Source organism: Labedella phragmitis (genome assembly GCF_004078635.1).
In the GTDB taxonomy this organism is placed as follows: Bacteria; Actinomycetota; Actinomycetes; order Actinomycetales; family Microbacteriaceae; genus Labedella; species Labedella phragmitis.
Map to the genome: position 1 here is coordinate 1 of NZ_RZNB01000006.1, position 23,865 is coordinate 23,865.

The 23,865-nt window shown below is 70.0% G+C and carries 19 protein-coding genes; 10 read left to right on the top strand and 9 right to left on the bottom strand.

Translation table 11 applies throughout. From position 1 onward, the window contains the following. Nucleotides 1-98 precede the first annotated feature (98 nt). Nucleotides 99-1,466, bottom strand: a complete 1,368-nt coding sequence (gene tyrS / locus ELQ90_RS13405) for a tyrosine--tRNA ligase (RefSeq protein ID WP_208020662.1) — start codon at nucleotides 1,464-1,466, stop codon at nucleotides 99-101. Between the two features lie 97 nt (nucleotides 1,467-1,563). On the opposite strand from tyrS, the gene ELQ90_RS13410 reads away from it, so the two are divergent. Further along, on the top strand, nucleotides 1,564-2,205 hold the full coding sequence (locus ELQ90_RS13410; protein WP_128495804.1) for a DNA-binding protein: 642 nt from the start codon (nucleotides 1,564-1,566) through the stop codon (nucleotides 2,203-2,205). A 3-nt stretch (nucleotides 2,206-2,208) separates the two neighbouring features. Continuing rightward, nucleotides 2,209-2,793, top strand: a complete 585-nt coding sequence (locus ELQ90_RS13415; protein ID WP_128495805.1) for a hypothetical protein — start codon at nucleotides 2,209-2,211, stop codon at nucleotides 2,791-2,793. Between the two features lie 14 nt (nucleotides 2,794-2,807). On the opposite strand, the gene ELQ90_RS13420 is transcribed toward ELQ90_RS13415, so the two are convergent. Genes ELQ90_RS13420 through argC form a run of 7 tightly spaced genes read right to left on the bottom strand, consistent with a single transcriptional unit; the run spans nucleotide 2,808 to nucleotide 10,211 of the window. Next, nucleotides 2,808-3,488, bottom strand: coding sequence for a DNA-3-methyladenine glycosylase (locus ELQ90_RS13420; RefSeq protein ID WP_128495806.1), 681 nt, complete (start codon nucleotides 3,486-3,488; stop codon nucleotides 2,808-2,810). Next, nucleotides 3,485-4,921, bottom strand: coding sequence for an argininosuccinate lyase (gene argH / locus ELQ90_RS13425; RefSeq protein ID WP_128495807.1), 1,437 nt, complete (start codon nucleotides 4,919-4,921; stop codon nucleotides 3,485-3,487). The genes ELQ90_RS13420 and argH overlap by 4 nt, the downstream gene beginning before the upstream one ends. A 59-nt stretch (nucleotides 4,922-4,980) precedes the next feature. Then, complete coding sequence (gene argF / locus ELQ90_RS13430; RefSeq protein WP_128495808.1) at nucleotides 4,981-5,904, bottom strand: ornithine carbamoyltransferase; 924 nt, start codon at nucleotides 5,902-5,904, stop codon at nucleotides 4,981-4,983. Between the two features lie 20 nt (nucleotides 5,905-5,924). Further along, nucleotides 5,925-7,109 (bottom strand): acetylornithine transaminase, encoded by a 1,185-nt coding sequence (locus ELQ90_RS13435; protein ID WP_128495809.1) that lies wholly within the window; start codon nucleotides 7,107-7,109, stop codon nucleotides 5,925-5,927. Beyond that, nucleotides 7,106-8,017, bottom strand: coding sequence for an acetylglutamate kinase (gene argB, locus ELQ90_RS13440; RefSeq protein ID WP_128495810.1), 912 nt, complete (start codon nucleotides 8,015-8,017; stop codon nucleotides 7,106-7,108). The genes ELQ90_RS13435 and argB overlap by 4 nt, the downstream gene beginning before the upstream one ends. Beyond that, the gene (gene argJ / locus ELQ90_RS13445; RefSeq protein ID WP_128495811.1) at nucleotides 8,017-9,168 is read right to left on the bottom strand and encodes a bifunctional glutamate N-acetyltransferase/amino-acid acetyltransferase ArgJ; all 1,152 of its coding nucleotides are present in this window, start codon (nucleotides 9,166-9,168) and stop codon (nucleotides 8,017-8,019) included. Before argJ ends, argB begins: the two co-directional genes overlap by 1 nt. Further along, nucleotides 9,165-10,211: an N-acetyl-gamma-glutamyl-phosphate reductase gene (argC, locus tag ELQ90_RS13450; RefSeq protein ID WP_128495812.1), complete on the bottom strand. Its 1,047-nt coding sequence runs from the start codon at nucleotides 10,209-10,211 to the stop codon at nucleotides 9,165-9,167. Before argC ends, argJ begins: the two co-directional genes overlap by 4 nt. Before the next feature lie 403 nt (nucleotides 10,212-10,614). On the opposite strand from argC, the gene ELQ90_RS13455 reads away from it, so the two are divergent. From ELQ90_RS13455 to ELQ90_RS13490, 8 genes are all read left to right on the top strand, one after another. Further along, complete coding sequence (locus ELQ90_RS13455; RefSeq protein ID WP_128495813.1) at nucleotides 10,615-11,958, top strand: purine-cytosine permease family protein; 1,344 nt, start codon at nucleotides 10,615-10,617, stop codon at nucleotides 11,956-11,958. 44 nt (nucleotides 11,959-12,002) lie between these two features. After that, entirely contained in the window at nucleotides 12,003-13,556 is a 1,554-nt protein-coding gene (locus tag ELQ90_RS13460; protein WP_128495814.1) for a hydantoinase/oxoprolinase N-terminal domain-containing protein, read from the top strand. Beyond that, a complete protein-coding gene (locus ELQ90_RS13465) occupies nucleotides 13,553-14,632 on the top strand; it encodes a DUF917 domain-containing protein (RefSeq protein ID WP_128495815.1) in 1,080 nt (359 codons plus the stop codon). Before ELQ90_RS13460 ends, ELQ90_RS13465 begins: the two co-directional genes overlap by 4 nt. Next, nucleotides 14,629-15,732: a DUF917 domain-containing protein gene (locus ELQ90_RS13470; RefSeq protein WP_128495816.1), complete on the top strand. Its 1,104-nt coding sequence runs from the start codon at nucleotides 14,629-14,631 to the stop codon at nucleotides 15,730-15,732. Before ELQ90_RS13465 ends, ELQ90_RS13470 begins: the two co-directional genes overlap by 4 nt. A 3-nt stretch (nucleotides 15,733-15,735) precedes the next feature. Beyond that, nucleotides 15,736-16,812 (top strand): DUF917 domain-containing protein, encoded by a 1,077-nt coding sequence (locus ELQ90_RS13475; RefSeq protein WP_243695074.1) that lies wholly within the window; start codon nucleotides 15,736-15,738, stop codon nucleotides 16,810-16,812. Further along, nucleotides 16,809-18,362, top strand: coding sequence for a PucR family transcriptional regulator (locus tag ELQ90_RS13480; protein ID WP_128495817.1), 1,554 nt, complete (start codon nucleotides 16,809-16,811; stop codon nucleotides 18,360-18,362). Before ELQ90_RS13475 ends, ELQ90_RS13480 begins: the two co-directional genes overlap by 4 nt. A 61-nt stretch (nucleotides 18,363-18,423) precedes the next feature. Beyond that, nucleotides 18,424-19,458, top strand: coding sequence for a zinc-dependent alcohol dehydrogenase family protein (locus tag ELQ90_RS13485; RefSeq protein ID WP_128495818.1), 1,035 nt, complete (start codon nucleotides 18,424-18,426; stop codon nucleotides 19,456-19,458). Between the two features lie 159 nt (nucleotides 19,459-19,617). Then, nucleotides 19,618-21,171, top strand: coding sequence for a helix-turn-helix domain-containing protein (locus ELQ90_RS13490; protein ID WP_128495819.1), 1,554 nt, complete (start codon nucleotides 19,618-19,620; stop codon nucleotides 21,169-21,171). Between the two features lie 163 nt (nucleotides 21,172-21,334). Here the strand turns inward: ELQ90_RS13490 and pheT are convergent, their stop codons facing one another. Beyond that, entirely contained in the window at nucleotides 21,335-23,863 is a 2,529-nt protein-coding gene (gene pheT, locus ELQ90_RS13495) for a phenylalanine--tRNA ligase subunit beta (RefSeq protein WP_128495820.1), read from the bottom strand. Nucleotides 23,864-23,865: the final 2 nt, after the last annotated feature.

Genomic DNA, 23,865 nt, shown 5'->3' on the forward strand with positions numbered 1-23,865 from the left:
TACGGTCACCGGTGGTTCCGCGTCGTCCGCCCGGGCGACAAGCGCCTCACATAGTCCTCGTCAGCCCCGATTGCGTACGCAACGGACATCGGCGGGTGTCATCGCACCCGCCGATGTCCGTTGCGTACGCAAATGGGCGAAGGGGGTGGCGCGGGGTGAGAGCGGTCAGGCGGTGAAGACGCCCGCGAGGGTGCGCTTTCCGTTCCGCGACGCAAGACCGCGACGCCGCCCGGGAGTGTCGGCTCGAACGTCGCGTTCTCGTCGGCGATCTTCTCGTTGTCGACGTACACGCCGCCCTGCGCGAGGGCACGCCGAGCTTCGCTGAGACTCGAGACGAGTCTCGTCTCGACGAGGAGCGGCAGCAGCGGAGCGCCCGGCGCCGCCGAGACGTGCGGCAGCTCGGTGAGGGCGGCGCGGAGCGTCCCCTCGTCGAGCGCCGAGAGGTCGCCGTTGCCGAAGAGCGCGGCGGACGCGTCGATCGCGGCGCGCGCCGCCTCCTCGCCGTGCACGAGGGTCGTCACCTCGAGCGCGAGTCGCTTCTGCGCCTCACGCCGGAACGGTTCGTCCGCCACGAGCCGCTCGTAGCCCTCGATCTCCTCACGGGTGAGGAAGGTGAAGACCTTGAGGCGCGCGATCACGTCGGCGTCCTCCGTGTTGATCCAGAACTGGTAGAACGCGTACGGCGACGTCATCTCCGGGTTCAGCCAGACGGCGTTGCCCTCGCTCTTGCCGAACTTCGTGCCGTCCGAGTTCGTGATGAGCGGCGTCCCGATCGCGTGGGTGTCGGCGCGCTCCACCCGGTGGATGAGGTCGACGCCGCTCGTGAGGTTGCCCCACTGGTCGCTTCCGCCCGTCTGGAGCACACACCCGTACGAGCGGTAGAGCTCGAGGAAGTCCATCCCCTGGAGGATCTGGTAGCTGAATTCGGTGTAGCTGATACCGGCATCCGAGTTGAGCCGGGCGCTCACGGCGTCCTTCTTGAGCATCGTGCCGACGCGGAAGTGCTTGCCGATCTCGCGGAGGAAGTCGATCGCGGTGAGCGGCGCCGTCCAGTCGAGGTTGTTGACCATCGTCGCGGCGTTGTCGCCCTCGAAGCTCAAGAAGTTCTCGACCTGCGCGCGCAGGTTCGCGACCCACTCGTTCACGGTCTCGGGCGAGTTGAGCGTGCGCTCCGCGGTGGGGCGCGGGTCGCCGATGAGGCCCGTCGATCCCCCGACGAGTCCGAGCGGCCGGTGCCCGGCGAGCTGGAGTCGGCGCATGACGAGCAACTGCACGAGGTTGCCGAGGTGCAGGCTCGGAGCGGTGGGGTCGAACCCGCAGTAATACGTGATCGGATCCCCGCCGAGAAGCGCTTTGAGGGCCGAGGCATCGGTGGACACGTGCACGAGCCCACGCCAGACGAGCTCGTCCCAGACGTCCTCGAAGGAGGCGTCGTTCTGTTGGGTCGGGAGAACGGGATTGATCACCGGTTCACGATATCAGCGACGTTGCGCTGACCTGATAGTGGACACGCATCAGCCTGCAGGCTAATATCGGGCAGATATTAGCCGGGAGTGTGAAGCTATGTTCGTCATCACCGCCGACCAGGTCGACAGCCGCTCGACCGACGACGCCGCCGCCGGCGCGCTGCGCGACATCGGCGCGGAGTTCGGCGACCGGCTCCGCCTCCCCCCGGACCGCACGGCCGGCGACGAGATCCAAGCGCTCACGGGCAGCGCCGACACCGCGTACCGGCTGGTGCTCCGACTGACGCGCGACGGCCGTTGGAGCGTCGGACTCGGCGTCGGCACCATCCGCGAGCCCCTCGGCGACTCCACCCGCGCGTCGACCGGGAACGCCTTCTTCGCCGCTCGTACCGCCATCGACGCCGCGAAGAGAACACCCGCCCGGTTCGCATTGCGCGCGGAGCCGCCCACGGACGAGTCCCGCGACCGCTCGACGAACACGGCTCTCGGCGCCGACGGCATCGAGGCCCTCATCGCGCTCGTGCTCGCGCTCCGCGAGAAGCGGACCGACAAGGGCTGGGAGGTCCACGACCTCCTCGACGCCGGCTCGACGCAATCGGAGGCCGCCCGCACCCTCGGCATCACGCAGGGTGCCGTCAGCATGCGCGCGCGCACCGGCTCGAGCCGCGAGGAGTTCGCCGCGTCGGAGGCGATCGTTAGGCTGCTCGAGAACCTGCACACGACCACGACGGACGGATGAGCGATGGACCTCTTCGACAGTTCTCTCGGCACCGTCCTCTACTGGATCGCGACCGTCGGGTTCGCGGCCGCCGCCCTCGGAGCCACCGTTCTCACGACCGTGCTCCGCCGCCCGCCCCTCATCACGGTCGCGGCCGTGATGCTCGGCGTCGGGATCCTCACCGTCGCACTCCCCACGCCGGAGCCGCCCCTCATCGTCGCGCTCCTGATCGGCGTCACGGCGTTCGCCCTCGCCGTGCTCGGCGGTTCCCCGGCGGCATCCTTCGCGCTCGATCTCGCGACCCACGGCAGCGTCAGTCCCGGGGCGCACGGGGGCATCATCGTCGACCGGGGCGGCCCCAATGCGACGGCCCCGCGTGAGGTGCTCCGCGGCGGTCTCGCGATCGGTTACCTCGAGCGCGCGGCCATCGCCGGCGCCCTCATCGCGGGCTACCCCGAGGCCATCGCGATCGTGGTGGCCGTCAAGGGCGTGGGCCGGTTCACCGAGCTCGCCGAAGCCGAGACCCGGGAGCGTTTCATGATCGGCACCCTGGCGAGCATGGTGTGGGCCGCGGCCTCGGCAGCCCTCTTCGTCTTCGCCATCACCTGAAAGCCCCGAAAGCGCTACACCCGTCCGAGGGCGCCAGTTCCATCTACCGCCCTCGGCACCGAACTACCGCCGTCGTCGGCACCCACCGTCGGGTGGCGCCGGTACGGGGACACGCTCGGGTCACCCAGGACCCAGAAGCGCCAGGGGAACGCGTCTCCCCCACCCGGTCCGCTCACGCCGGTCCTCGGTCCGCTGCCGATCAGGGCACGGTCGAGCGGAGTCCCGATCCGCATCTCGAGTTCGTAGGGGTCGGCGTCGAGAGCGGCACCGTCGTCGGCGAGCGGGATTCCGAGCGCCGACGCGAGTCGAGCGGGTCCGCGCGCGAGATCCCGGTCGGCCCGCGCAGCGGGGCGTCGAGTGCGCGCGATGTCGACACCCTCGACGACCTCACCGGCCCGGAGCAGCACCGCCGACGCGGTCCCCTCCGGTGAGCACACGACGTTCGTGCACACGTGCATTCCGTAGGTGAAGTACGCGTAGAGCCGCCCGGGTGGACCGAACATCGTCGCGTTCCGCTGCGATCGCCGCCGGAACGCATGCGACCCCGGGTCCTCCCCGACACCGAGGTACGCCTCGACCTCGGTGATTCGCACCCCGACGGTGCCGTGCTCGTCGGTGCGTCGCAGCACGGCACCGAGCAGGAGCGGGGCGACCTCCACTGCGGATGCAGCGAACACCCGCTCCAGCTCCGTCATCGCGTGGGCGTGGCGTCCAACGCTGCAGCGAGAGCGGCGACGCGCTCGGTGAGCTCCGACCGCTGCTCGGCGACCCGGGTGGGCGCGGTTCCGCCGGTGCCGTTGCGCGACGCGATCGACCCGGCGACCGTGAGCACATCGCGCACGTCGGCCGTCAGTTGCGGCGAGATCGCGGCGTACTGCTCGTCGCTCGGTTCGTCGAGGTCGAGCCCGTGCTCCTCGCAGAAGCGGACGAGCGCACCGGAGATCTCATGCGCGTCCCGGAAGGCCACTCCCTTCCGCACGAGCCACTCGGCCACGTCCGTCGCGAGCGAGAAGCCCTGCGGCGCGAGCTCGGCCATGCGCTCGGTGTCGAAGCGCAGAGTCGCGACCATTCCCGTGAACGCCGGGAGCAGCACCTCGAGCGTCTCGACGGAGTCGAAGACGGGCTCCTTGTCCTCCTGCAGATCCCGGTTGTACGCGAGCGGCAGGCCCTTGAGGGTCGCGAGCAGTCCCGTGAGGTTGCCGATGAGTCGGCCCGACTTGCCGCGAGCGAGTTCCGCGATGTCCGGGTTCTTCTTCTGCGGCATGATGCTGGACCCCGTCGAGTAGCCGTCGTCGAGGGTGACGAATCCGAACTCGCGCGTGTTCCACACGATGATCTCCTCGGCGAACCGCGAGAGGTCGACACCGATCATCGCCGTGATGAAGGCGAACTCTGCGACGATGTCGCGCGACGCCGTGGCGTCGATCGAGTTCTCCGTCGGACGCTCGAAACCGAGCTCGGTCGCGATGAGCTGGGGATCGAGGCCGAGGGAGCTTCCGGCGAGCGCCCCCGCCCCGTAGGGCGACGCGGACGCGCGGACGCGCCAGTCGCGGAGCCGCTCGAGGTCGCGGACGAGGGGCCACGCGTGTGCGAGCAGGTGGTGGGCGAGCAGCACGGGCTGGGCGTGCTGGAGGTGGGTACGGCCGGGCATGACGGCCGTCGCATGGTCTTCGGCCTGCACGGCGATCGCGTCGAGGAGGCGGACGAGATCGTGACCGATCACGCGGGCGTGGTCGAGGAGGTACAGCCGCACGAGCGTCGCGATCTGGTCGTTGCGGCTGCGTCCGGCGCGGAGCTTCCCGCCGAGCGCCGTCCCCGCGATCGTCATGAGTCCGCGCTCGAGGGCCGAGTGCACGTCCTCGTCGTCCTCATCCGCCGTGAACTCCCCGGACTCGACCGCGGCCTCGAGCCTGTCCAGCGCCTCGGTCATCCGCTCGAGCTCGTCGGCCGTGAGGTAGCCGGCCGCCGCGAGCCCCTTCGCGTGCGCCCGCGAACCGGCGATGTCGTATGGCGCGAGAGCGAAATCGAACTGGGTCGACTTGCTCAGACGCGCGAGTTCCGGCGACGGCCCGCTCGCGAATCGCCCGCCCCAGAGGGCCCCCGCCTCGCTCGCCCGGTTGTCCGCCATGTGTTCTCCCTGCTTCGTCGTCGCGTGTTCGATGCGTGTTCGGTGAGCGCTCGCGCGCGTCAGGCCTGCTCGAGAAGCCAGACGAGCAGCGCCTTCTGCGCGTGCAGCCGGTTCTCCGCCTCGTCCCAGATGATGCTCTGCGGCCCGTCGATGACGTCCTCGGTGACCTCGAAACCGCGATCGGCCGGCAAGCAGTGCATGAACACCGCGTCGGGTTTGGCGAGGGCCATGAGGTCGGCGTCGACGCGATAGGCGGCGAGTGAGGTGAGGCGCCTCGCCTTCTCCTCCTCTTTGCCCATCGAGACCCACGTGTCGGTGACGACGACGTCGGACCCGGTGACGGCCTCGTTCGGGTCGGTGTAGAGGGTGACCGTTCCGCCGGTCTCCCGCGCGCGACGCACGGCGTCCTCCACGACCTGCTGGTTGGGTGCGTAGCCCTCCGGTGAAGCCACCCGGACGTGCATCCCGGCAGTGGCACCGGCGAGCAGGTAGGACTGCGCCATGTTGCTTGCACCGTCGCCGATGAAGGTGAGCGTCTGCCCGGGGAGCGAACCTCGGTGCTCGCGGATCGTCAGCAGGTCGGCGAGCAGCTGGCACGGGTGGAAATCGTCGGAGAGCGCGTTGACGACCGGCACGGTCGTCCTCGCGGCCATCTCCTCGAGACCGGCCTGCGCGTAGGTACGCCAGACGATGGCGGCGACCTGCCGCTCGAGCACGCGAGCGGTGTCGGCGGCCGTCTCCTTGCCGCCGAGCTGGCTGCTCGCGGTCGAGATGATGAGAGGCACGCCGCCGAGGTCGGCGATGCCGACCGCGAACGACACGCGCGTGCGCGTCGACGACTTGTCGAAGATGACGGCGACGGTCTGCGGACCCTCGAGCGGCTTGACCGAGAAGCGGTCCTTTTTCAGCTCGATCGCGAGATCGAGGATGGCGCTCTGTTCGGCCTGGGAGAGGTCGTCGTCGCGGAGGAAGTGACGGGTCACGGGGCTGCTTTCGGTGGGAGTCAGGCGGCGGCGGCGAGCGCGGCGCGGAAGCGGGAGTCGAACTCGGCGAGTTCGGCCTCGCCGATGATGAGCGGAGGTGCGAGCCGGATGCTTCGGTCGTTCGGCGCGTTGATGACGAGCCCGAGCTCGAGAGCGGCTCGCACGACGGCGGGGGCGACGGGCTTCGCGAGTCCGATGCCGACGAGGAGACCGGCCCCCCGCGTTTCGAGGATCAGGGGCGAATCGATCGCGGCGATGAGCGCGCGTAGCTGCTCGCCGCGCACGCGCGCGTTCTCGACGAGTCCCGCGTCCTCGATCTCACCGAGCACGGCGTTGGCTGTAGCGGTCGCGAGCGGGTTGCCCCCGAACGTGCTGCCGTGCTGGCCCGGAGAGAACAGCTCGGAGGCGTGACCGAACGTCACGAGGGCGCCGATGGGCACGCCCCCTCCGATGCCCTTCGCGAGCGTGATCGCGTCCGGCACGATCCCCGCCCGCTGGAACCCGAACCAGGAGCCGGTGCGCCCGGCCCCCGTCTGGATCTCGTCGACGATGAGCAGGGCGCCGTGCTCGGCGGTCAGACGGCGTGCCGCCTCGAGGAATCCGTCCGGCAGGTCGACGACGCCGGCCTCCCCCTTGATGGGCTCGACGAAGAGTGCGGCGACGGAGTCGTCGATCGCGTTCTCGAGCGCCTCGATCGTCGACTCGATGTATTCGACGTTGCCCGGCAGCGGTTCGAAACCCGCGTGGAGCGCGGGCTTGCCCGTGAGCGCAAGCGAGCCCATCGTCCGGCCGTGGAAGGAGTTCTCGAGCGAGAGGATCTTGTACTTCGTGCCGTGCGGGCCCTTGTTCAGGCGCGCGAGCTTGAAAGCCGCCTCGTTCGCCTCGGTCCCGGAATTGCAGAAGTAGGCACGACCGGACTCTCCGGCACCCGTGAGGCGCTTGAGGCGTTCGGCCAGCTCGAGCTGCGGGGGCGTGGAGAAGTAGTTCGAGACATGGATGAGGGTGGCCGCTTGCCGCGAGATCGCCTCCACCATCACCGGGTGAGCGTGACCGAGCGCGTTGACCGCGATACCGCCGAGGAAGTCGAGGTAACGCTTCCCCGCGCCGTCCTCGACCCAACAGCCCTCACCGCGGACGAAGAGCGCTTGCGTCATGGCGAAGGTCCGCATCATGTCCGTCTCGACGCGTTGCTTCCACTCGTTCATGACAGGCCTTTCACGACTTCGGTTCCGATTCCCTTGTTGGTGAACACCTCGAGCAGAGTCGAGTGCGGGAGGCGCCCGTCGATGATCGCGGCGTTCTCCACTCCCCCGTCGACGGCTTCGAGGCACGCCGTCATCTTCGGGATCATGCCCGATTCGAGGCGCGGCAGCAGGGCACGGAGTTCCTCTGCGTCGATCGTCGACACGAGGGACTCGCGGTTCGGCCAATCGCTGTAGAGACCGGCGACATCGGTGAGCACGATGAGCTTGCGTGCGCCGAGGGCGACCGCGAGCGCCGAGGCCGCCGCGTCGGCGTTCACGTTGAGGAAGGCACCCGGGCGATCTTCGTCGGGGGCGATGGAGGAGATGACGGGCATCCTCCCCGAATCGAGCACGTCGACGACGCCGCGCGTGTTGACGGCGACGACGTCGCCGACGTGGCCGAGGTCGACCATCGCGCCGTCGACCATCGCGCCGCGTCGCCGTCCGCCGAAGAGCTCGCCGTCCTGCCCGTCGAGACCGACGGCGAGGTCGCCGTGCGCGTTGATGAGGTCGACGAGGTCGCGGTTGACCTCGTCGCGGAGCACGTCGCGGACGACCGTGATGGCCTCCGTGGTCGTGACCCGGTACCCGCCCTTGAACTCGCTCTCGATGCCGAGTTCCTTGAGGCGCGCCGAGATCTGGGGCCCGCCGCCATGCACGACGACGGGACGCAGCCCCGCGAGCCGCAGAAACACCATGTCCTCGGCGAAGGTGGCCTTGAGCTGGTCGGAGACCATGGCGTTCCCGCCGAACTTCACGACGACGGTCGCGCCCGAGTAGTGGGCGAGCCACGGGAGCGCGTCGATGAGGACCTCGGCCTTCGCGATCGCCTCGGCCTGGGAGATGGGGGTGTGATCGATCGTCGACATCAGCTGGAGTACGCGCTGTTCTCGTGCACGTAGTCGTGCGTGAGGTCATTGGTGAGAATGGTCGCGGACGCGTCGCCCTCCTTCAGATCGATGAGCACGTCGACCGCCCGGTCCGTGAGATCCACGAGGTCGCGCGGCTGGTCGGGGCCGCCGTTCGAGCACACCATGACGCCGTTCATCGACACGTCCACGACGTAGGGGTCGAACGCGGCCGCCGTCGTCCCGATCGCGGCGAGCACGCGACCCCAGTTGGGGTCGTTGCCGAAGACCGCGGCCTTGAAGAGGTTGTTGCGTGCGACCGAGCGGCCCACCTCGACGGCGTCGTCCTCCGTCGCCGCCCCGACGACGCGGATCGCGATGTCGTGGCTCGCTCCCTCGGCGTCGCCCTGAAGCTGCTCGGCGAGGTCGAGGCACAGCTCGGTGAGCGCGGCGACGAACGCCGACGGCGTCGGCGAGACGCCGGACGCGCCCGAGGCGAACAGCGTGACCTGATCATTGGTCGACATGCAGCCGTCGGAGTCGAGGCGGTCGAACGAGACCCGCGTCGCGCTCCTCAGGTGCGCGTCGAGTTCGTTGGAGGAGACCACCGCGTCGGTCGTGATGACGACGAGCATCGTCGCGAGGCCCGGGGCCAGCATGCCGGCACCCTTCGCCATGCCCCCGATCGTCCAGCCCTCGAGCGAGCGCACGGCGGTCTTCGGCTTCGAGTCGGTCGTCATGATCGCGCGGGCCGCGGCGTCGCCACCATCGGTGCCGAGCGCCTCGGCCGCCGCCGAGACTCCGGCGAGGAGCTTGTCACGGTCGAGCTGGTCGCCGATGAGGCCGGTCGAGCAGACGAGGACATCGCCCGCCGAGAGGGAGAGCGACTCGGCGACGGCCTCCGCCGTCGCGTGCGTCGTCTGGAAGCCCTGCGCGCCCGTGAAGCAGTTCGCGCCACCCGAGTTGAGCACGATCGCGTTCGCGACACCGTCCGCGATGACCTGCTGCGACCAGATGATGGGGTTCGCCTTGGCGCGGTTGCTCGTGAACACGGCCGCCGCGTTCTGCAACGGTCCGCGGTTCACGACGAGCGCGAGGTCCTCGGCCCCGGAGCTCTTGAGTCCGGCCGCGACTCCCGCCGCCTCGAATCCTGCTGCTGCGGTCACGCTCACGGTGCCACTCCGTTCACACTGAGTCCGGTCGACTCGTCGATGCCGAGGGCGATGTTCGCGGACTGGATCGCCGCTCCCGCCGTGCCCTTGGTCAGGTTGTCCACGGCGGCCACGACGACGACGCGCCCCGCCGCCTCGTCGACCGCGAGGCCGAGGAGGGCGACGTTCCCCCCGAGGACGTCCGCCGTGCGCGGGAATTCTCCTTCGGGGAGCAGTTCGACGAAGCGCTCTCCGGCGTAGGTGTTCTCCCACGCCGCTCGCACCTCTGCGGCGCTCGTCCCGGGCACGATCCGCGCGGTCGACGTCGCGAGGATGCCGCGCGACATCGGCACGAGGACCGGCGTGAACGAGATGCTCACGTCGGCGGCGCCCGCCGCGCGCAGACTCTGTGCGATCTCCGGGATGTGGCGGTGCGTGCCGCCGACCGCGTAGGGGTTCGCACTTCCGAGGATCTCGCTCGCGAGCAGGTTGAGCTTGAGATTCTTTCCCGCCCCGGAGGGACCGACCGCGAGGACGGACACGATGTCGGTCGACTCGATGACTCCCGCGGCGATGCCGGGTGCGAGCGACAGGGCGACCGTGGAGGCGTTGCAGCCGGGGGCGGCGATCCGCGTGGCACCGACGAGTCGATCCCGCTGCTTCCGCCCCGCTTCGATGGGGAGTTCCGGCACGCCGTAGTCCCACGCTCCGAAGTACTCGCCGCCGTAGAACGCAGCCCAGTCGTTGTCGTTCACGAGTCGGTGGTCTGCTCCGCAGTCGACGACGAGGGTCGACTCGTCGAGATCGGCCGTGACCGCTCCCGACGCTCCGTGCGGGAGCGCGAGGAACACGACGTCGTGCCCTGCGAGGGTGTCGGGCGTGGTCTCGACGAGCACGCGGTCCGCGAGAGAACGCAAGTGGGGCTGGACGGACCCGAGGCGCTGACCCGCGTTGCTGTGCGCGGTCACGGTGCGGATCGCGAATTCGGGATGGGCGTCGAGCAGTCGGAGCAGCTCGCCCCCCGCATAGCCGGAAGCACCGGCGACGGCCACGGAGTAGGACATGGTTCTACCTTATTGAGTGAGACGAACGGTCGGAGTTCCGGCGACGCGTCTCGGACCCGTTGCGGGTCTCCCGGCGTCGCCTATCGTCGCTCGGCAACAAGGCGTCGACGCAGCGCACGGGCGGAGCCCAGTGCGGGAGTGCTGCGAACGAGGAGAGCCATGAGGGACAGCGTACTACCCGCGCGGCGGCCGTCCTACCCGCGCGGCGGCCGTCGCGAATCGTCCGGGGCCGACGGTGAGGCCCATGCAGTCGGTGGCTTTGACGCGGCCCCATCCGGCCACTGTGCGAACCGCACAGCATCACGGCGGATCAGTGCTGTTCGCACATGGCTGGTGGCGAGGTGGCACTCTAGCCTGGGTCCGCGCCACTACGTCCCCTCCCCCCGACCTCGAAGGACCTCTCATGGCCAGCATCGCCCCCGCCGACGATTTCGCGCTCTCCCGCGTCGCGCCCTCAGCCCGCAAGCCCTGGTTCGGCATCGCCGTGCAGCGCTTCGGGCAGGTCTCCGCTCTGTCCCAGTTCCTCCTCGGTGCCACCCTCGGCTACAGCATGACGTTCGGCGAGGCCTTCCTCGCCCTGCTGCTCGGCTCCGTCATCCTCGAGGTCATCATGTGCATCGTCGGAATCATCGGGCAGAAGGAAGGGCTCAACACCGCCCTCCTCGCCCGATGGACCGGATTCGGCGAGGTCGGCGCGAGCCTCGTCGGCCTCGCAATCGGCATCAGCCTCATCGGCTGGTTCGGAATCCAGTCGGCGATCTCCGCCCAGTCCCTCGACGTCCTCATGCCGGGTGTCATGCCGATGTGGGCCTGGAGCCTGCTCTTCGGCCTCGCGGTCACGGCCATCGTGAGCTTCGGCTTCATCGGCATGCAGTGGCTCGCGAACGTCACGGTGCCACTCTTCCTCGTCCTCGTCGGTTGGTCCGTCATCAGCGAGCTGACCCGTCACGACATCGGCGAGCTGCTCACCGGCCCGGCTCCCGGCCCGACGATGAGCGTCTGGGCGGGAACGGGGATCGTGGCCGGCGGCCTCATCGTCGGAGCGATCATCACCGCCGACATGACGCGGTTCAACCGCTCGAAGGCCGACGTCGTGAAGCAGACGGTCGTGGGCGTGACCCTCGGGGAGTTCGTCATCGGCCTCGCCGGTGTCCTGCTCGCGCACGCTGCGGCGACCGGCGACATCGTCGCCATCGTGACGTCGTCCATCGGGTTCATCGGGCTCATCATCGTGATCACCGGCACGCTGAAGATCAACGACTGGAACCTCTACTCGTCGACCCTCGGCCTCGTGAACTTCATCTCGACCGCGTTCGCGAAGAAGCTGAACCGCGTGACGACGACCGTCGTCCTCGGCGTCGTCGGATCGATCCTCGCGGCCGCCGGCATCCTTTCGCAGTTCACCGGCTTCCTCACCATCCTCGGCGTCGCCTTCCCACCGATCGCCGGCATCATGGTCGCCGAATACTTCATCGTGAAGCGCTGGCGGGGTGAGCTGGACGCCTCTCGCGCCGTCGGGCGCCTGCCGGAGACCGCTCCGCGGATCGTGCCCGCGACGATCATCATCTGGCTCGTGTCGGCCGTGGCCGGCTATGTCATCACGTGGGGAATCCCGCCGGTGCTGTCGCTCGTGCTCTCCATGGTCCTCTACGTCGCCGCCGGCAAGCTCGGGCTGGTTCGCGGCGTCGGTCGTGCGGTGACGGCCCAATCCGCCGACGTCGATGCCCCGGCGACCACGACGGTCTGACCCTCACTCGTCCCACCCTCGCACCACTCGGAAAGAGAAAAAACATGCACATCGGCATCGACGTCGGCGGAACCAACACCGACGCAGTGCTCATGGACGGCCGGCAGACGCTCGCGGGGGTGAAGAACGCGACGACCCCCGACGTCACCTCCGGCATTGTCCAGGCGATCGAGGGTCTGCGTACCGGCCACTCGTTCGACGGCTCCGACATCAGCGCTGTCATGATCGGCACGACGCACTTCATCAACGCGCTCGTCCAGGCGAAGAGGCTCGCACCGACGGCGGCGCTGCGGCTCGGACTGCCCGCGACCAAGGCGCTCCCTCCCCTCGTGGACTGGCCCGAGACCCTGACGACCGCGATCAGTGCCCGCAGCTACCTCGCGCACGGCGGCTACGAGTTCGACGGCCGGCCGATCTCGCCGCTCGACGCGGACGAGCTGCGCGGGATCGCGGCCGACATGGCCGCGAACGGCGTCCGTTCCGTCGCCATCTCCTCCGTGTTCAGTCCGGTCAACCATGACCTCGAGACGACCGCGGCCGGCATCGTCGCGGAGATCCTCGGGCCGGACGTCGCGATCTCGCTCTCCCACGAGATCGGCCGTATCGGGCTGCTCGAACGGGAGAACGCCACGATCATCAACGCGGCCCTCCGCGAACTCGCGTCCGAGATCGTCGACGGTCTCACCTCCGCCGTGCGTGCTCAGGGCATCACGGCACCCATCTTCCTGAGCCAGAACGACGGGACGCTCATGGATGAGGACTATGTGCGCCTCTACCCGGTCGCGACCTTCGCCTCCGGCCCGACGAACTCGATGCGCGGAGCGGCGCTCACAAGCGGCCTCGAGACGTGCGCTGTCGTCGACATCGGAGGCACGACCGCCGACATCGGTCTGCTTGTGAACGGATTCCCGCGGGAGACGGCGAACGAGGTGAAGGTGGCGGGCGTCCGCACGAACTTCCGAATGCCCGACGTCCTCTCCATCGGCATCGGGGGTGGCAGCGTCGTCGACCTCGACACCGGCGAGGTCGGACCCGAATCCGTGGGCTACCGGCTCACGACCGAGGCGCTCGTGTTCGGCGGCTCGACCCTCACCGCGACGGACATCGCCGTGGCCGCCGGCCGTGCCGATGTCGGAGACCCCACGCGCGTCGCCCACCTCGATCCGGTCTTCGTCACCCGGGTGCTCGACCGGATCGCCGAACGCGTCGCCGAGGCCGTCGACCGCATGCGCACGTCGCCCGAGCCGATCCCCGTCGTCGCGGTCGGCGGCGGCTCGATCCTGCTACCCGACGAGTTGCCCCTGTTCGGAGCGGTGCACCGGCCCGAGAACTACGCGGTGGCGAACGCCATCGGTGCGTCGATCGCCCAGGTCGGCGGTGAGATCGACAAGGTGTACGCCGTGAGGCCCGGAGGCCGCGACGAAACCGTCGCCGGGGTCCGCGCTGAAGCTGTGGACAAGGCCATCGCCGCCGGAGCGACGCCCGGCTCCGTCTCCATCGTCGATTTCGACGAGGTCCCCATCCCCTACCTGCCGGGCAACGCGACGCGCATCCGGGTCAAGGCCGTCGGCGATCTCGACATGGCGGTGTCGTCATGAGCTGGATCCTCACGGCAGATGCCATCGACGGCCTCGCCCGGGGGGCCGCCGTCCTCGGGACGGGCGGCGGCGGCGATCCGTACATCGGGGCGCTGCTCGCACGCCGCGCTGTGGACACCCACGGACCCGTCACGGTCATCGGGCTCGACGAGCTGCCCGACGACGCACTCGTCCTGACCGTCGCGATGATGGGGGCTCCGACCGTCATGGTCGAGAAGCTCCCGAGCCTCGACGAGGTCGTCGCGCCCGTCCGCGCTCTCGGTGCGTCGCTCGGGCGCGCCGTGACCCACGTCGCGTGCGCGGAGATCGGCGGCGTCAACTCGACGATCCCCGTCGCGGCCGCTGCTGCCCTCGGGCTCCCGCTCCTCGACGCCGATGGAATGGGGCGGGCCTTCCCTGAGCTCCAGATGGTGCTCCCCACGCTCTACGACGTGACGGCCTCGCCTCTTGCCTTCGGCGACGAGAAGGGCAACGTCGGAGTGCTCAACACGGTCGACAATCACTGGACGGAGCGCATCGCGCGGGTCGCGTGCGTCGAGATGGGCTGCTCCATCATGATCTCGGGGTTCCCGATGGACGGCAACATCGCGCGCGTCGCCCTCGTGGATGGTTCCCTGAGCCACTGCGTCGCGATCGGCGCCGGCCTCGTCGAGGCGCGCGCCGAGAAGACCGACCCGGTCGCGCGCGTCGTCGAGATCATCCGGGGGCGCGAGTTCTTCGCCGGCAAGGTCGTCGACGTCGAGCGTGCGACGACGACGGGGTTCGCTCGCGGCCGGGCGACGATCGACGGGACGGACGGATCCCTTACCCTGTCCTTCCAGAACGAGCATCTGATGGCCGAAAGCGACGGGGAGGTGCTCGTGACGACGCCGGACCTCATCATTGTGCTGGATCACGAGTCGGGAGAGCCGATTACGACGGAGGGACTGCGCTACGGCCAGCGCGTCCGCGTCGTGGCCGCTCCGAGCGACCCACGCTGGCACGCCCCGGAGGCACTCGCGATGGTCGGTCCCGGCTACTTCGGTTACGAGACGGCGTCCCGCCGGTTCGACGGGACTCGGGAGCCGGTGCTGTGAGCTGGACACTGACCGCCGCGGACCTCCCCGACCTCGCTCGCGGCGCCACGCTGCTCGGCACGGGCGGGGGCGGCGACCCCTACATCGGGACGAAGCTCGTCGAGCGTGTGCTCGGCGACGGCGCCATCACGATTCTCGATCCCGACGAACTTCCCGACGATCTGTTCGTGATCCCCACCGCGCAGATGGGCGCTCCGACCGTCATGATCGAGAAGATCCCGGCGGGGACGGAGCCAACGCTGGCGCTTCGCACCCTTGAGAAGCACATCGGACGCCGTGCCGACGCCACCATGCCCATCGAGTGCGGCGGCATCAACTCGATGATCCCGCTCATCGTCGCCGCGGAGACGGGCCTGCCCGTCGTCGACGCCGACGGGATGGGGCGGGCTTTCCCCGAGCTGTCGATGGAGACCTTCGCCGTCTACGGCGTGCACGGCTCGCCGCTCGCGTTGAGCGGCGAGCGCGGCGAGACGGTCGTCATCGACACCGGCGACGACGACCGGCAGATGGAATGGCTCGCGCGCGGCGTCACCATTCGGCTCGGCGGGGTCTCGCACATCGCGGAATACGCCATGACGGGAGCCGACGTGAAGCGCACGGCGGTGCCGAGGACCCTGTCGATGGCCCTCGCGCTCGGCCGCGCGATCCGCCGGGCGAGAGACGCCCATACGTCGCCCGTACAAGCCATCGTCGACACCCTCGCACCGACGCTCTACTCCGAGGTGCGCGAGCTCTTCGTGGGCAAGGTGAGCGACGTCGAACGGCGTACGACCGAGGGATTCGCGAAGGGGTCGGCCGTGATTGCGTCCCTCGATCCGGGCGACGACGACCATCTCGACATCGCCTTCCAGAACGAGAACCTCGTCGCCCGGCGCGGGGGCGAGGTGGTAGCGATCGTCCCCGACCTCATCTGCGTCGTCGACATGGAGACGTGCGAGCCCGTCACGACGGAGGGCCTGCGCTACGGCCAGCGCGTCCGGGTCCTCGGCATCTCCACCCCGGAGATGATGCGGACGCCGGCGGCGCTTGCGGCCTTCGGCCCGCGGGCCTTCGGCCTCGACGAGCCGTTCATCCCCGTCGAGGCCCGCCAGTACGCTTGACTCATGGTGAGGACGCTCGAACGCCACGAGCTCACGACGCTCGGTCGAGGGTATGGCGTGCTGGGGTCCGGTGGCGGCGGGACGACCACGATGTGGCAACTCATCCTCGCCGAATCGCCGCTCTGGCCGCTCACGGTCTTCGGAGTCGAGGACCTGCCGGACGAGACGCCGTGCGTCGCCGTCGCGTTCGGTGGCTCAACCCTGCTCCTCGGCGAGCGCATCCCCGGTGACGCCCCGTTCGCGCCCCTCGTGGATGCCGCCGAGCGCTGGACAGGCGTGCGGGCGCGCGCCGTGTGCGCCCTCGAGGGCGCCGGCCTGAACGGCCTCAGCCCGTTCTCGCTCGCCGACGAACTCGCCGTCGTCGATGCCGACCTCATGGGAAGGGCCCTCCCCCGTCTCGACCAGCTCACCCTCTTCGTCGACCGCGTGCCGGGGACCGTGACGATCTGTAGCACCGGTGCGGACGGCGTCGTCGTGATCGACACGGCACGCGCCGCGGACGTCGAGAAGCTCGCACGAAGCGCGATCGTGCAGGCCGGCGGGATGTCTGCAGTGCTCGTCGCGGGTTTCACCGTCGGCGATCTGCGTGAGCACGCGGTCACCGGCGGACTCGACCGCGCGATGAGGCTCGGTCGCGCATTCGAGCACGACGGTGCCGCCCCCTCCCTCCCCGAGCTCGCGGACGCACTCGCCGCTCGGCTCCTCGGAGTCGGCCGTGTGATGACCGTCGAGACGACACCGGACGACCCGTTCGCGTCGACGATCGAGATCCGCGCGGATGACGGCGCCCTCCTGCGCGTCATCGCCCGATCCGAGACGCTCGCGTTCATGAGGGACGGCCAGGTCGAGTCGGTCACCCCCGAGATCATCGTGACCGTCGATTCGCTCTCCCGTAGCGTCCTCCAGGTCGACGGCTTCACGATCGGGAGACACGTCGCGATCCTCGCGCTCCCCGCACCCGAGTGGTGGACGCAGACACCGGAACGGCTCGCGACGGTGTCGCCGGCGGCGTACGGCCTGTCCGGGTTGGACGGGCCGTGCGGATCGGACGGGCTGCCCGGGATGGGCGGGACGCCGTGACGTCGGAACTCGATCTCGACGCTCTGCTCGCGCACCCCGGCAGTGGCGGCGTCCGCGTCGTCGCCGGGTCGTCGGCCGCGCCCTGGACGCGCGTCGACGTCGAGGAGTCGGTGGCGGATCTCTCCCGCTCGGTGGCCAGCGCGCTCGCGATCCTCACGACGTCGTGGCCGCCGGCGAGCTGGCAGCAGGACGCGCTCATCCGGCGAGCGCGGGACCTCGGCTACCGCGCGATCGCGCTCCCCGGCGCCGACGCACTCAGGGCAGGAGGCCGGTACCTCGCCGAGCGGCTGGGCGTCGTCCTCCTCGAGACCGACGACCCCATTCGGCTCGCGAAGGCCTGCTGGGAACTGCTCGAGGGCCGTGACGCCCTGACCCTCGGCTACGTCAGGCACGTCGCGCAGTCGATCGAGTATCACGCGACGGGCCTCGCCGATCTCCTCCGCCATCTCTCGGCGAGCGTCGGGCACGGCATCGCGCTGGTCGATGCGGAGCGCGTGATCCTCCAGGCCGGCGGGACGCTCCCCAGGGCAGTGCACGACGCGATCGACTTCGGGCCGTGGCTCGACACCGTATCGGTCGAGGAGGGCGCCGCCTCGTCCGTGCTCGTCGACAGCCCGAGCAGGGCCGGACTCCGGCTCGCGTTCTTCGGCGACGGGCTCAACGCGGCGCAGCTCGGCGCCCTCGCCGTCGCCGCCGAGGTGGCCATGCCGGCCGTCGCCGCCCGCATCCTCATCGACGAAGTCGCTGATGTGAACGACGCCGCAGGCGCCTCCGGGCTCTTGCGCGACTTCGTCGAGCAACGCGACGGTCGCGACGCCGAGCTCGAGCAGCGCATGTTCGATCGGGGCTGGCGTACGACGGGCTTCCATGTCGCCTTCCGCATCATCGGTCGGACCCGCGTCGACACCTTCCAGCTGCTGCGGTTCGTCACCCGCGAGCTCGCCGCCCTCCCCGGGCGTTTCCACGTTGCCACGAGCGGTCGAGGCATCACCGGCTGGGCGAGCTTCACGTCGCCGCCTCCGCCCGGCGTCGTCGAGGACCTCGTAGCGTCGCTCCGAGTGGTGCACGCGTCCACGCGACGGGCCTTCAACGTCGCGACCGGTGTCGGGGCACTCCACAGCGGTTCGCCGGGACTCGTCGCCTCGATCGACGGCGCGACGGACGCCGCGCGCATCGCGGCGACGCGGTCGTCTGCCGGGTGGTTCGTGCGCATCGACACGCTCGGCCTCGAACAGCTCCTGCTGTCCTGGACCGAGAACGACACCTTCATCCCCGCCGCGGCCTCCCTCCTCGGCCCCCTCCTCGACGGTCCGCCAGACCTGCTCGACACCCTGACGGCCTACCTCGACCACGAGTCGGGCATCGCGGCGACGGCCGAGGCGATGGGTCTCCACCGCAACACCGTCTCCACGCGCATCGCGCGATCTCAGGAGATCTTGGGACTCGACCTGTCGGACGCCGAGGTCAGGCTCGCCGTCCACCTCGCGTGCCGAGCCGTTCGGCGCGCCCCCGACCGCACCACCACCCGCCGACATCGGAGCACCTCATGACGCACGGATCCGTCCCCCTCATCGCCGCCACAGGCAGCACCACGACCGCGGGAGCCCTGTCATGAGGGCCATCGTCTACGACGCATTCGGCGGCCCTGTCGAGGTGCGCGACGTCCCCGAGCCGACCGTGCCGGACGGCGGTGTCGTCCTCCGGGTGGGCGCGTCGGGCGTGTGCCGCAGTGACTGGCACTCCTGGGCCCACGGCGACGACATGGTGACCCTCCCGAACGTGCCGGGTCACGAGTTCGTGGGGACGATCACGGCCGTGGGCGCCGGGGTGTCGCGCTGGGCGATCGGCGATCGCGTGACCGCTCCCTTCGTGTGCGGCTGCGGGGTGTGCGAGTGGTGCGAACAGGGCGACGCTCAGATCTGCCCGGACCAGACGCAGCCCGGCTTCACAGGGTGGGGCTCGCACGCGGAGTTCGTCGCGGTGCACGCCGCCGACGCGAACCTCGTCGCGGTACCTGACGCCCTGTCGGACGACGCGGCGGCGAGCCTCGGCTGCCGCTTCGCGACGGCCTTCCGCGCCGTCCGCTCCCGGGCGGACGTGCGGCCCGGCGAGTGGGTCGCGGTGTTCGGAGCCGGCGGCGTCGGTCTCAGCGCCGTCATGATCGCCCGCTCGCTCGGGGCTCGGGTCGTCGTCGTGGACCGCAGCCCCGCGGCACTCCGGCTCGCGACGGGGCTCGGCGCCGACGCCGTGCTCGAGGCCGCTCCCGATGTCGCAGAGACGATCGTCGACCTCACCTCAGGAGGAGCACACGTGTCCATCGACGCCGTCGGTTCGGCGGAGACGAGCACGAGCGGCATCCTGTCGCTCCGGCGCCACGGCCGGCACGTCCAGATCGGCCTCCTCGCGGCGGAGGAGCTGCCACGCCTCCCCCTCGACCGGGTGATCACGTTCGAGCTCTCGGTCCTGGGGAGCCACGGCATGGCCGCACGCGACTACGCCGACATGCTCGCGCTCGTCGCCGACGGCACGCTTCGCCCCCAGGACCTCGTGACGGGCAGCGTCGGCCTCGAGGAGGGGGCGACGCTCCTCCCGCGTACGGACACGATGCCGTCGACGGGCATCACGGTCATCCACCCTGCGGAGTGAACCCGTTCTCACCCGCGGCCGACGAGAGAGAGGACGCCGGCCGCGTGGGGCCCCCCAGACGTCACAGCGCGTCGCTTTCGACCCCTCAGCGACACGCCGACGGACCTTTGGCGTCGAATCGTGCGGCAATAATCTCACATGTGAGATACGCTGAAGCACGTGACAGACGTAGACACCCTCCCCACCGCCGCAGCCCCTCTCCGTGAAGTCGGAGCCCTCATCCGCGGCGCCCGCCAGGGCAAGGGACTCACACAGTCCCAGCTCGCGGAGCGCGTCGGCACGAGCCAGAGCGCGATCAACCGCATCGAGCAGGGCGGCCAGAACATGAGCCTCGACCTGCTCAGCCGTATCAGCGCAGCCCTCGACAGTGAGATCGTCACCTTCGGTGACTCGCGCAAGAACTCGCACCTGCGGGTGCAGGGCGGAGCGAAGCTCCACGGCAGCATCGAGGTCAAGTCGAGCAAGAACGGCGCCGTCGCCCTCTTGTGCGCCGCGCTCATGAACCGCGGAACGACGCGACTCCACCGTGTCGCGCGCATCGTCGAGGTCGACCGCATCATCGACGTGCTGCGGAGCCTCGGCGTCCAGGTCACGTGGTCGGCCGACGGCAACGACGTCGAGATCAAGGTCCCCGAGACGCTCAAGCTCGACGCGATCGACGAGGAGGCCGGCCGCCGCACGCGCAGCGTGCTGATGTTCCTCGGCCCGCTCCTCGGTCGCTTCACCCAGTTCGAGCTCCCCTACGCGGGCGGATGTGACCTCGGCACCCGCACGGTCGAGCCTCACCTCATCGCCCTGCGACCGTTCGGTCTCGAGGTCGAGGCCGGTGCCGGCTGGTATCACGCGACCGTCTCCCCGAAGTCCGGCGAGCAGATCACCGTGATCCTCACGGAGCGCGGCGACACCGTCACGGAGAACGCGATCATGGCGGCCGCCGTGCGCGACGGCGTCACGGTCATCCGCAACGCGAGCCCCAACTACATGGTCCAGGATCTCTGCTTCTACCTGCAGCTCCTCGGCATCGAGGTCGAGGGCATCGGCTCGACGACCCTCCGCATCACGGGCAAGTCGCGCGTCGAGGCCGACGTCGATTACTGGCCGGGCGAGGACCCGGTGGAGGCGATGAGCCTGCTCACCGCCGGCATCGTCACGAACTCCGAGATCACGGTCACGCGTGTCCCGATCGAGTTCATGGAGATCGAGCTCGCGACCCTCAGCGAGATGGGCCTGAAGTACACCATCACGCCGGAGTATCTCGCGAAGAACGAGCGCACCCGCCTCGTCGACGTGACGGTCCACCCGTCGGAGCTGCGCGCGCCGATCGACAAGATCCACCCGATGCCGTTCCCGGGTCTCAACATCGACAACCTGCCCTTCTTCGCCGTGATCGCGGCGTGCGCGACGGGTGAGACGCTCATCCACGACTGGGTGTACGAGGGCCGGGCGATCCACCTCACCGACCTCACGCGACTCGGGGCCAACGTCAAGCTGCGCGACCCGCACCGTCTCGACATCACGGGCCCGACGCACTGGTCGGGTGCCGAGGTCAGCTGCCCCCCGGCGCTGCGCCCCGCGGTCGTCATCCTGCTCGCGATGCTCGCGGCGAAGGGCACGAGCGTGCTCCGCAACGTCGACATCATCGCGCGCGGTTACGAGCAGCTCCAGGAGCGCCTCATCTCCCTGGGCGCCTCGATCGAGTCCTTCCGCGACTAACCCACAGAGCTACACCCGCACGAGGGCGCCAGGTACACCTGGCGCCCTCGACGCGTATCTGGCGCCCTCGGTGTTCGCGGTGCCGGACCCGCTCATCCGCTGAGAGGACGAGTGAGGGCGTGACCGCAGCTGCGCTCACGCCCTCACTCGTCGTTCCGACGGCTTACTCGCGGATCGTCGCGCCGAACCGACTCCCCGCGAGCGCCGCTCCGGCGAGCTTCGCCTCGCTCGCCTCGGCCGCTGTCAGGGTGTGATCGTTCGACCGGAACCGCAGAGCGAACGTGAGGCTCTTCGTCCCCTCCTCGAGTCCCGCACCCCGGTAGTCGTCGACGAGGCGGATGTCCTCGAGCAGGTCCCCGGCGCCTTCCCTCACGGCGGCGAGCACGGCAGCCGCCGCGACGCGCTGCTCGACCACGAGCGACAGATCCTGGGTCGCCGCCGGCATGACGGCGATCGGAGACGCATCGATCGTCGTCGGCGCCGCTGCGATGACGGCGTCGAGGTCGAGCTCGAGCGCGGCGACCGTGCGCGGCAGGTCGGCGTCGAGCGCAACAGCCGGCAAAAGCTCTCCTGCGTAGCCGGTCAACGCACCACCGACGCTGAGGACCGCTGTGCGTCCGGGGTGGAACGCGTGGTGGCGGCCCTGCGCGACATCGATCCGCACCCCGGTCGCGAGTGCGATCACCTGGACGGCGGCCAGGACGTCAGCCAGACCGGCCGGAACCGCTGGCTCCCCCGCGCGCTTCGGGAGGCGGTTCCCGAGCGAGACGACACCGACGTGTCGCGGCTGCGGCGGAATTCCGTCCTGCAGTTTCGCGAGCTCCTCGGCGCTCGGACGCCCCACGGCCGACGGCAGGACACGCTGACCGTACGACCGACCGCGTGCGGGACGGAAGACGGTCCCCGCTTCGAAGACGGTGAGGTCGGTGAGCCCACGCGAAGTGTTGCGGCTCGCGACGGCGAGAAGGCCGGGCAGCAGAGAGGTCCGCAGGAACGGCACGGTTGCGTCGAGGGGATTGGCGACGCGCACGGACTCGGGCGTGTCACCGTCCGGCGCGCCGAAGAGCGCATTCTGCTCCGCAGCGACGAACGGGTAGGCGAGGACTTCCGTGGCCCCCCAGGCGGCCAGCGCGTCGGCGACCCGTCGCCGGATCACTTGGGCCGGCGTGAGGCCGCGTCCGGGCGGAGCGACGGGAAGGACCGCGGGGATACGGTCGTAGCCGAGGATCCGGGCGACCTCCTCGGCGAGGTCGGCACGCTCGGTGATATCGGGGCGCCACGAGGGCGCCACGACGGAGAGGTCCGGCTCGGAGTGATCGACCGTGCACCCGATCTCGCGCAGAGCGGCGATCGTCTCATCGCGTTCGGCCTCGAAGCCGACGATGCGGGAGACGTAGCCATCGGGCAGCGAGATGCTCGAGGGCTGCTCGGCGTCGTCGATGGCCGTGGTCTCCTCGTCGACACGGCCGCCGGCGAGCTCGACGAGGAGCTCGGCGACGCGATCGGCCGCGTTCGAGGCGACGTTGGGATCCACGCCCCGCTCGAAACGCTTGGACGCCTCGCTCGGCAGCTTGTGCCGACGAGCCGTGCGAGCGATCGAGACCGGATCGAAGCGCGCAGCCTCGATGAGCACGTCCGTCGTCGTCGAGCCGATCTCCGTGCTCGCCCCGCCCATGACACCCGCGAGCCCGATGGGGCCGCTGTCGTCGGTGATGAGCAGATCCTCGGGATCGAGGGCACGGTTCTGCCCGTCGAGCGTCGTGAGGTGTTCCCCCGGTGCAGCCCGACGGACGACGATGCCGCCGCGGAGCGCGCCGAGATCGTAGCCGTGGATCGGCTGACCGAGCTCGAGCATCACATAGTTCGTGATGTCGACGGGCAGGGAGATCGACCGGATGCCCGCGAGGCGCAACCGCGACGACATCCACATCGGGGTCGGCTTCGACACGTCGACCCCGCGCACGGTGCGCGCGACGAAGACGCTCGCACCGGCGCGACCACGGATGGGCGCGGAGTCCTGGATCGAGACCGGGTAGCCGCCCTCCCGTGCCGGCGGGCGCGAGAACGCCTCAGCGGGATCGGTGAAGGCTGCACCCGTCGCGTGGGCGTACTCGCGCGCGACGCCACGGATGGAGAAGGCGTAGCCGCGATCGGGCGTCACGTTGATCTCGACGGCCGAGTCGTCGAGCCCGAGGAGCGCGATCGCGTCGCTCCCGACCTCGGCATCGCCGAGTCCGAGCTCGACGAGTCGGAGGATGCCATCGTGCTCGTCGCCGAGACCCAGCTCGCGGGACGACGCGATCATGCCGTCGGAGACGTGACCGTAGGTCTTACGAGCCGCGATGGGGAACGGACCGGGGAGCACGGCGCCCGGGAGCGTCACGACGACTTTGTCGCCGACGAGGAAGTTGCCGGCGCCGCACACGATGCCGTGCACGCTCTCGCCGCCGTCGGCCGCCGTCTCGCCCTCGGGCGCGACGCGGACCTGGCACCAGCGAATGGTCTTGCCGTTCTTCTGCGGCTCCTCGACGAAGTCGAGGACCTCGCCGACCACGATCGGTCCGGAGAGCTCGACGCGGTGGATGTCCTCCTCCTCGAGACCGACGCGGACGAGCGCGGCGTGCACGTCCTCCGGCGTCGTGCCGGGCGCGAGCTCGACGAACTCCGCGAGCCAACTGAGCGGAATCCTCATCG

What these genes read in the sequence shown, in the direction of transcription:
- argC (WP_128495812.1), bottom strand. Translation starts at nt 10,211, where the DNA reads ATGTCCTACTCCGTGGCCGTCGCCGGTGCTTCCGGCTATGCGGGGGGC.
- ELQ90_RS13420 (WP_128495806.1), bottom strand. Translation starts at nt 3,488, where the DNA reads ATGACGGAGCTGGAGCGGGTGTTCGCTGCATCCGCAGTGGAGGTCGCC.
- ELQ90_RS13485 (WP_128495818.1), top strand. Translation starts at nt 18,424, where the DNA reads ATGAGGGCCATCGTCTACGACGCATTCGGCGGCCCTGTCGAGGTGCGC.
- ELQ90_RS13410 (WP_128495804.1), top strand. Translation starts at nt 1,564, where the DNA reads ATGTTCGTCATCACCGCCGACCAGGTCGACAGCCGCTCGACCGACGAC.
- ELQ90_RS13465 (WP_128495815.1), top strand. Translation starts at nt 13,553, where the DNA reads ATGAGCTGGATCCTCACGGCAGATGCCATCGACGGCCTCGCCCGGGGG.
- ELQ90_RS13475 (WP_243695074.1), top strand. Translation starts at nt 15,736, where the DNA reads ATGGTGAGGACGCTCGAACGCCACGAGCTCACGACGCTCGGTCGAGGG.
- pheT (WP_128495820.1), bottom strand. Translation starts at nt 23,863, where the DNA reads ATGAGGATTCCGCTCAGTTGGCTCGCGGAGTTCGTCGAGCTCGCGCCC.
- ELQ90_RS13455 (WP_128495813.1), top strand. Translation starts at nt 10,615, where the DNA reads ATGGCCAGCATCGCCCCCGCCGACGATTTCGCGCTCTCCCGCGTCGCG.
- argH (WP_128495807.1), bottom strand. Translation starts at nt 4,921, where the DNA reads ATGGCGGACAACCGGGCGAGCGAGGCGGGGGCCCTCTGGGGCGGGCGA.
- ELQ90_RS13435 (WP_128495809.1), bottom strand. Translation starts at nt 7,109, where the DNA reads ATGAACGAGTGGAAGCAACGCGTCGAGACGGACATGATGCGGACCTTC.
- ELQ90_RS13415 (WP_128495805.1), top strand. Translation starts at nt 2,209, where the DNA reads ATGGACCTCTTCGACAGTTCTCTCGGCACCGTCCTCTACTGGATCGCG.
- argB (WP_128495810.1), bottom strand. Translation starts at nt 8,017, where the DNA reads ATGTCGACGATCGATCACACCCCCATCTCCCAGGCCGAGGCGATCGCG.
- ELQ90_RS13460 (WP_128495814.1), top strand. Translation starts at nt 12,003, where the DNA reads ATGCACATCGGCATCGACGTCGGCGGAACCAACACCGACGCAGTGCTC.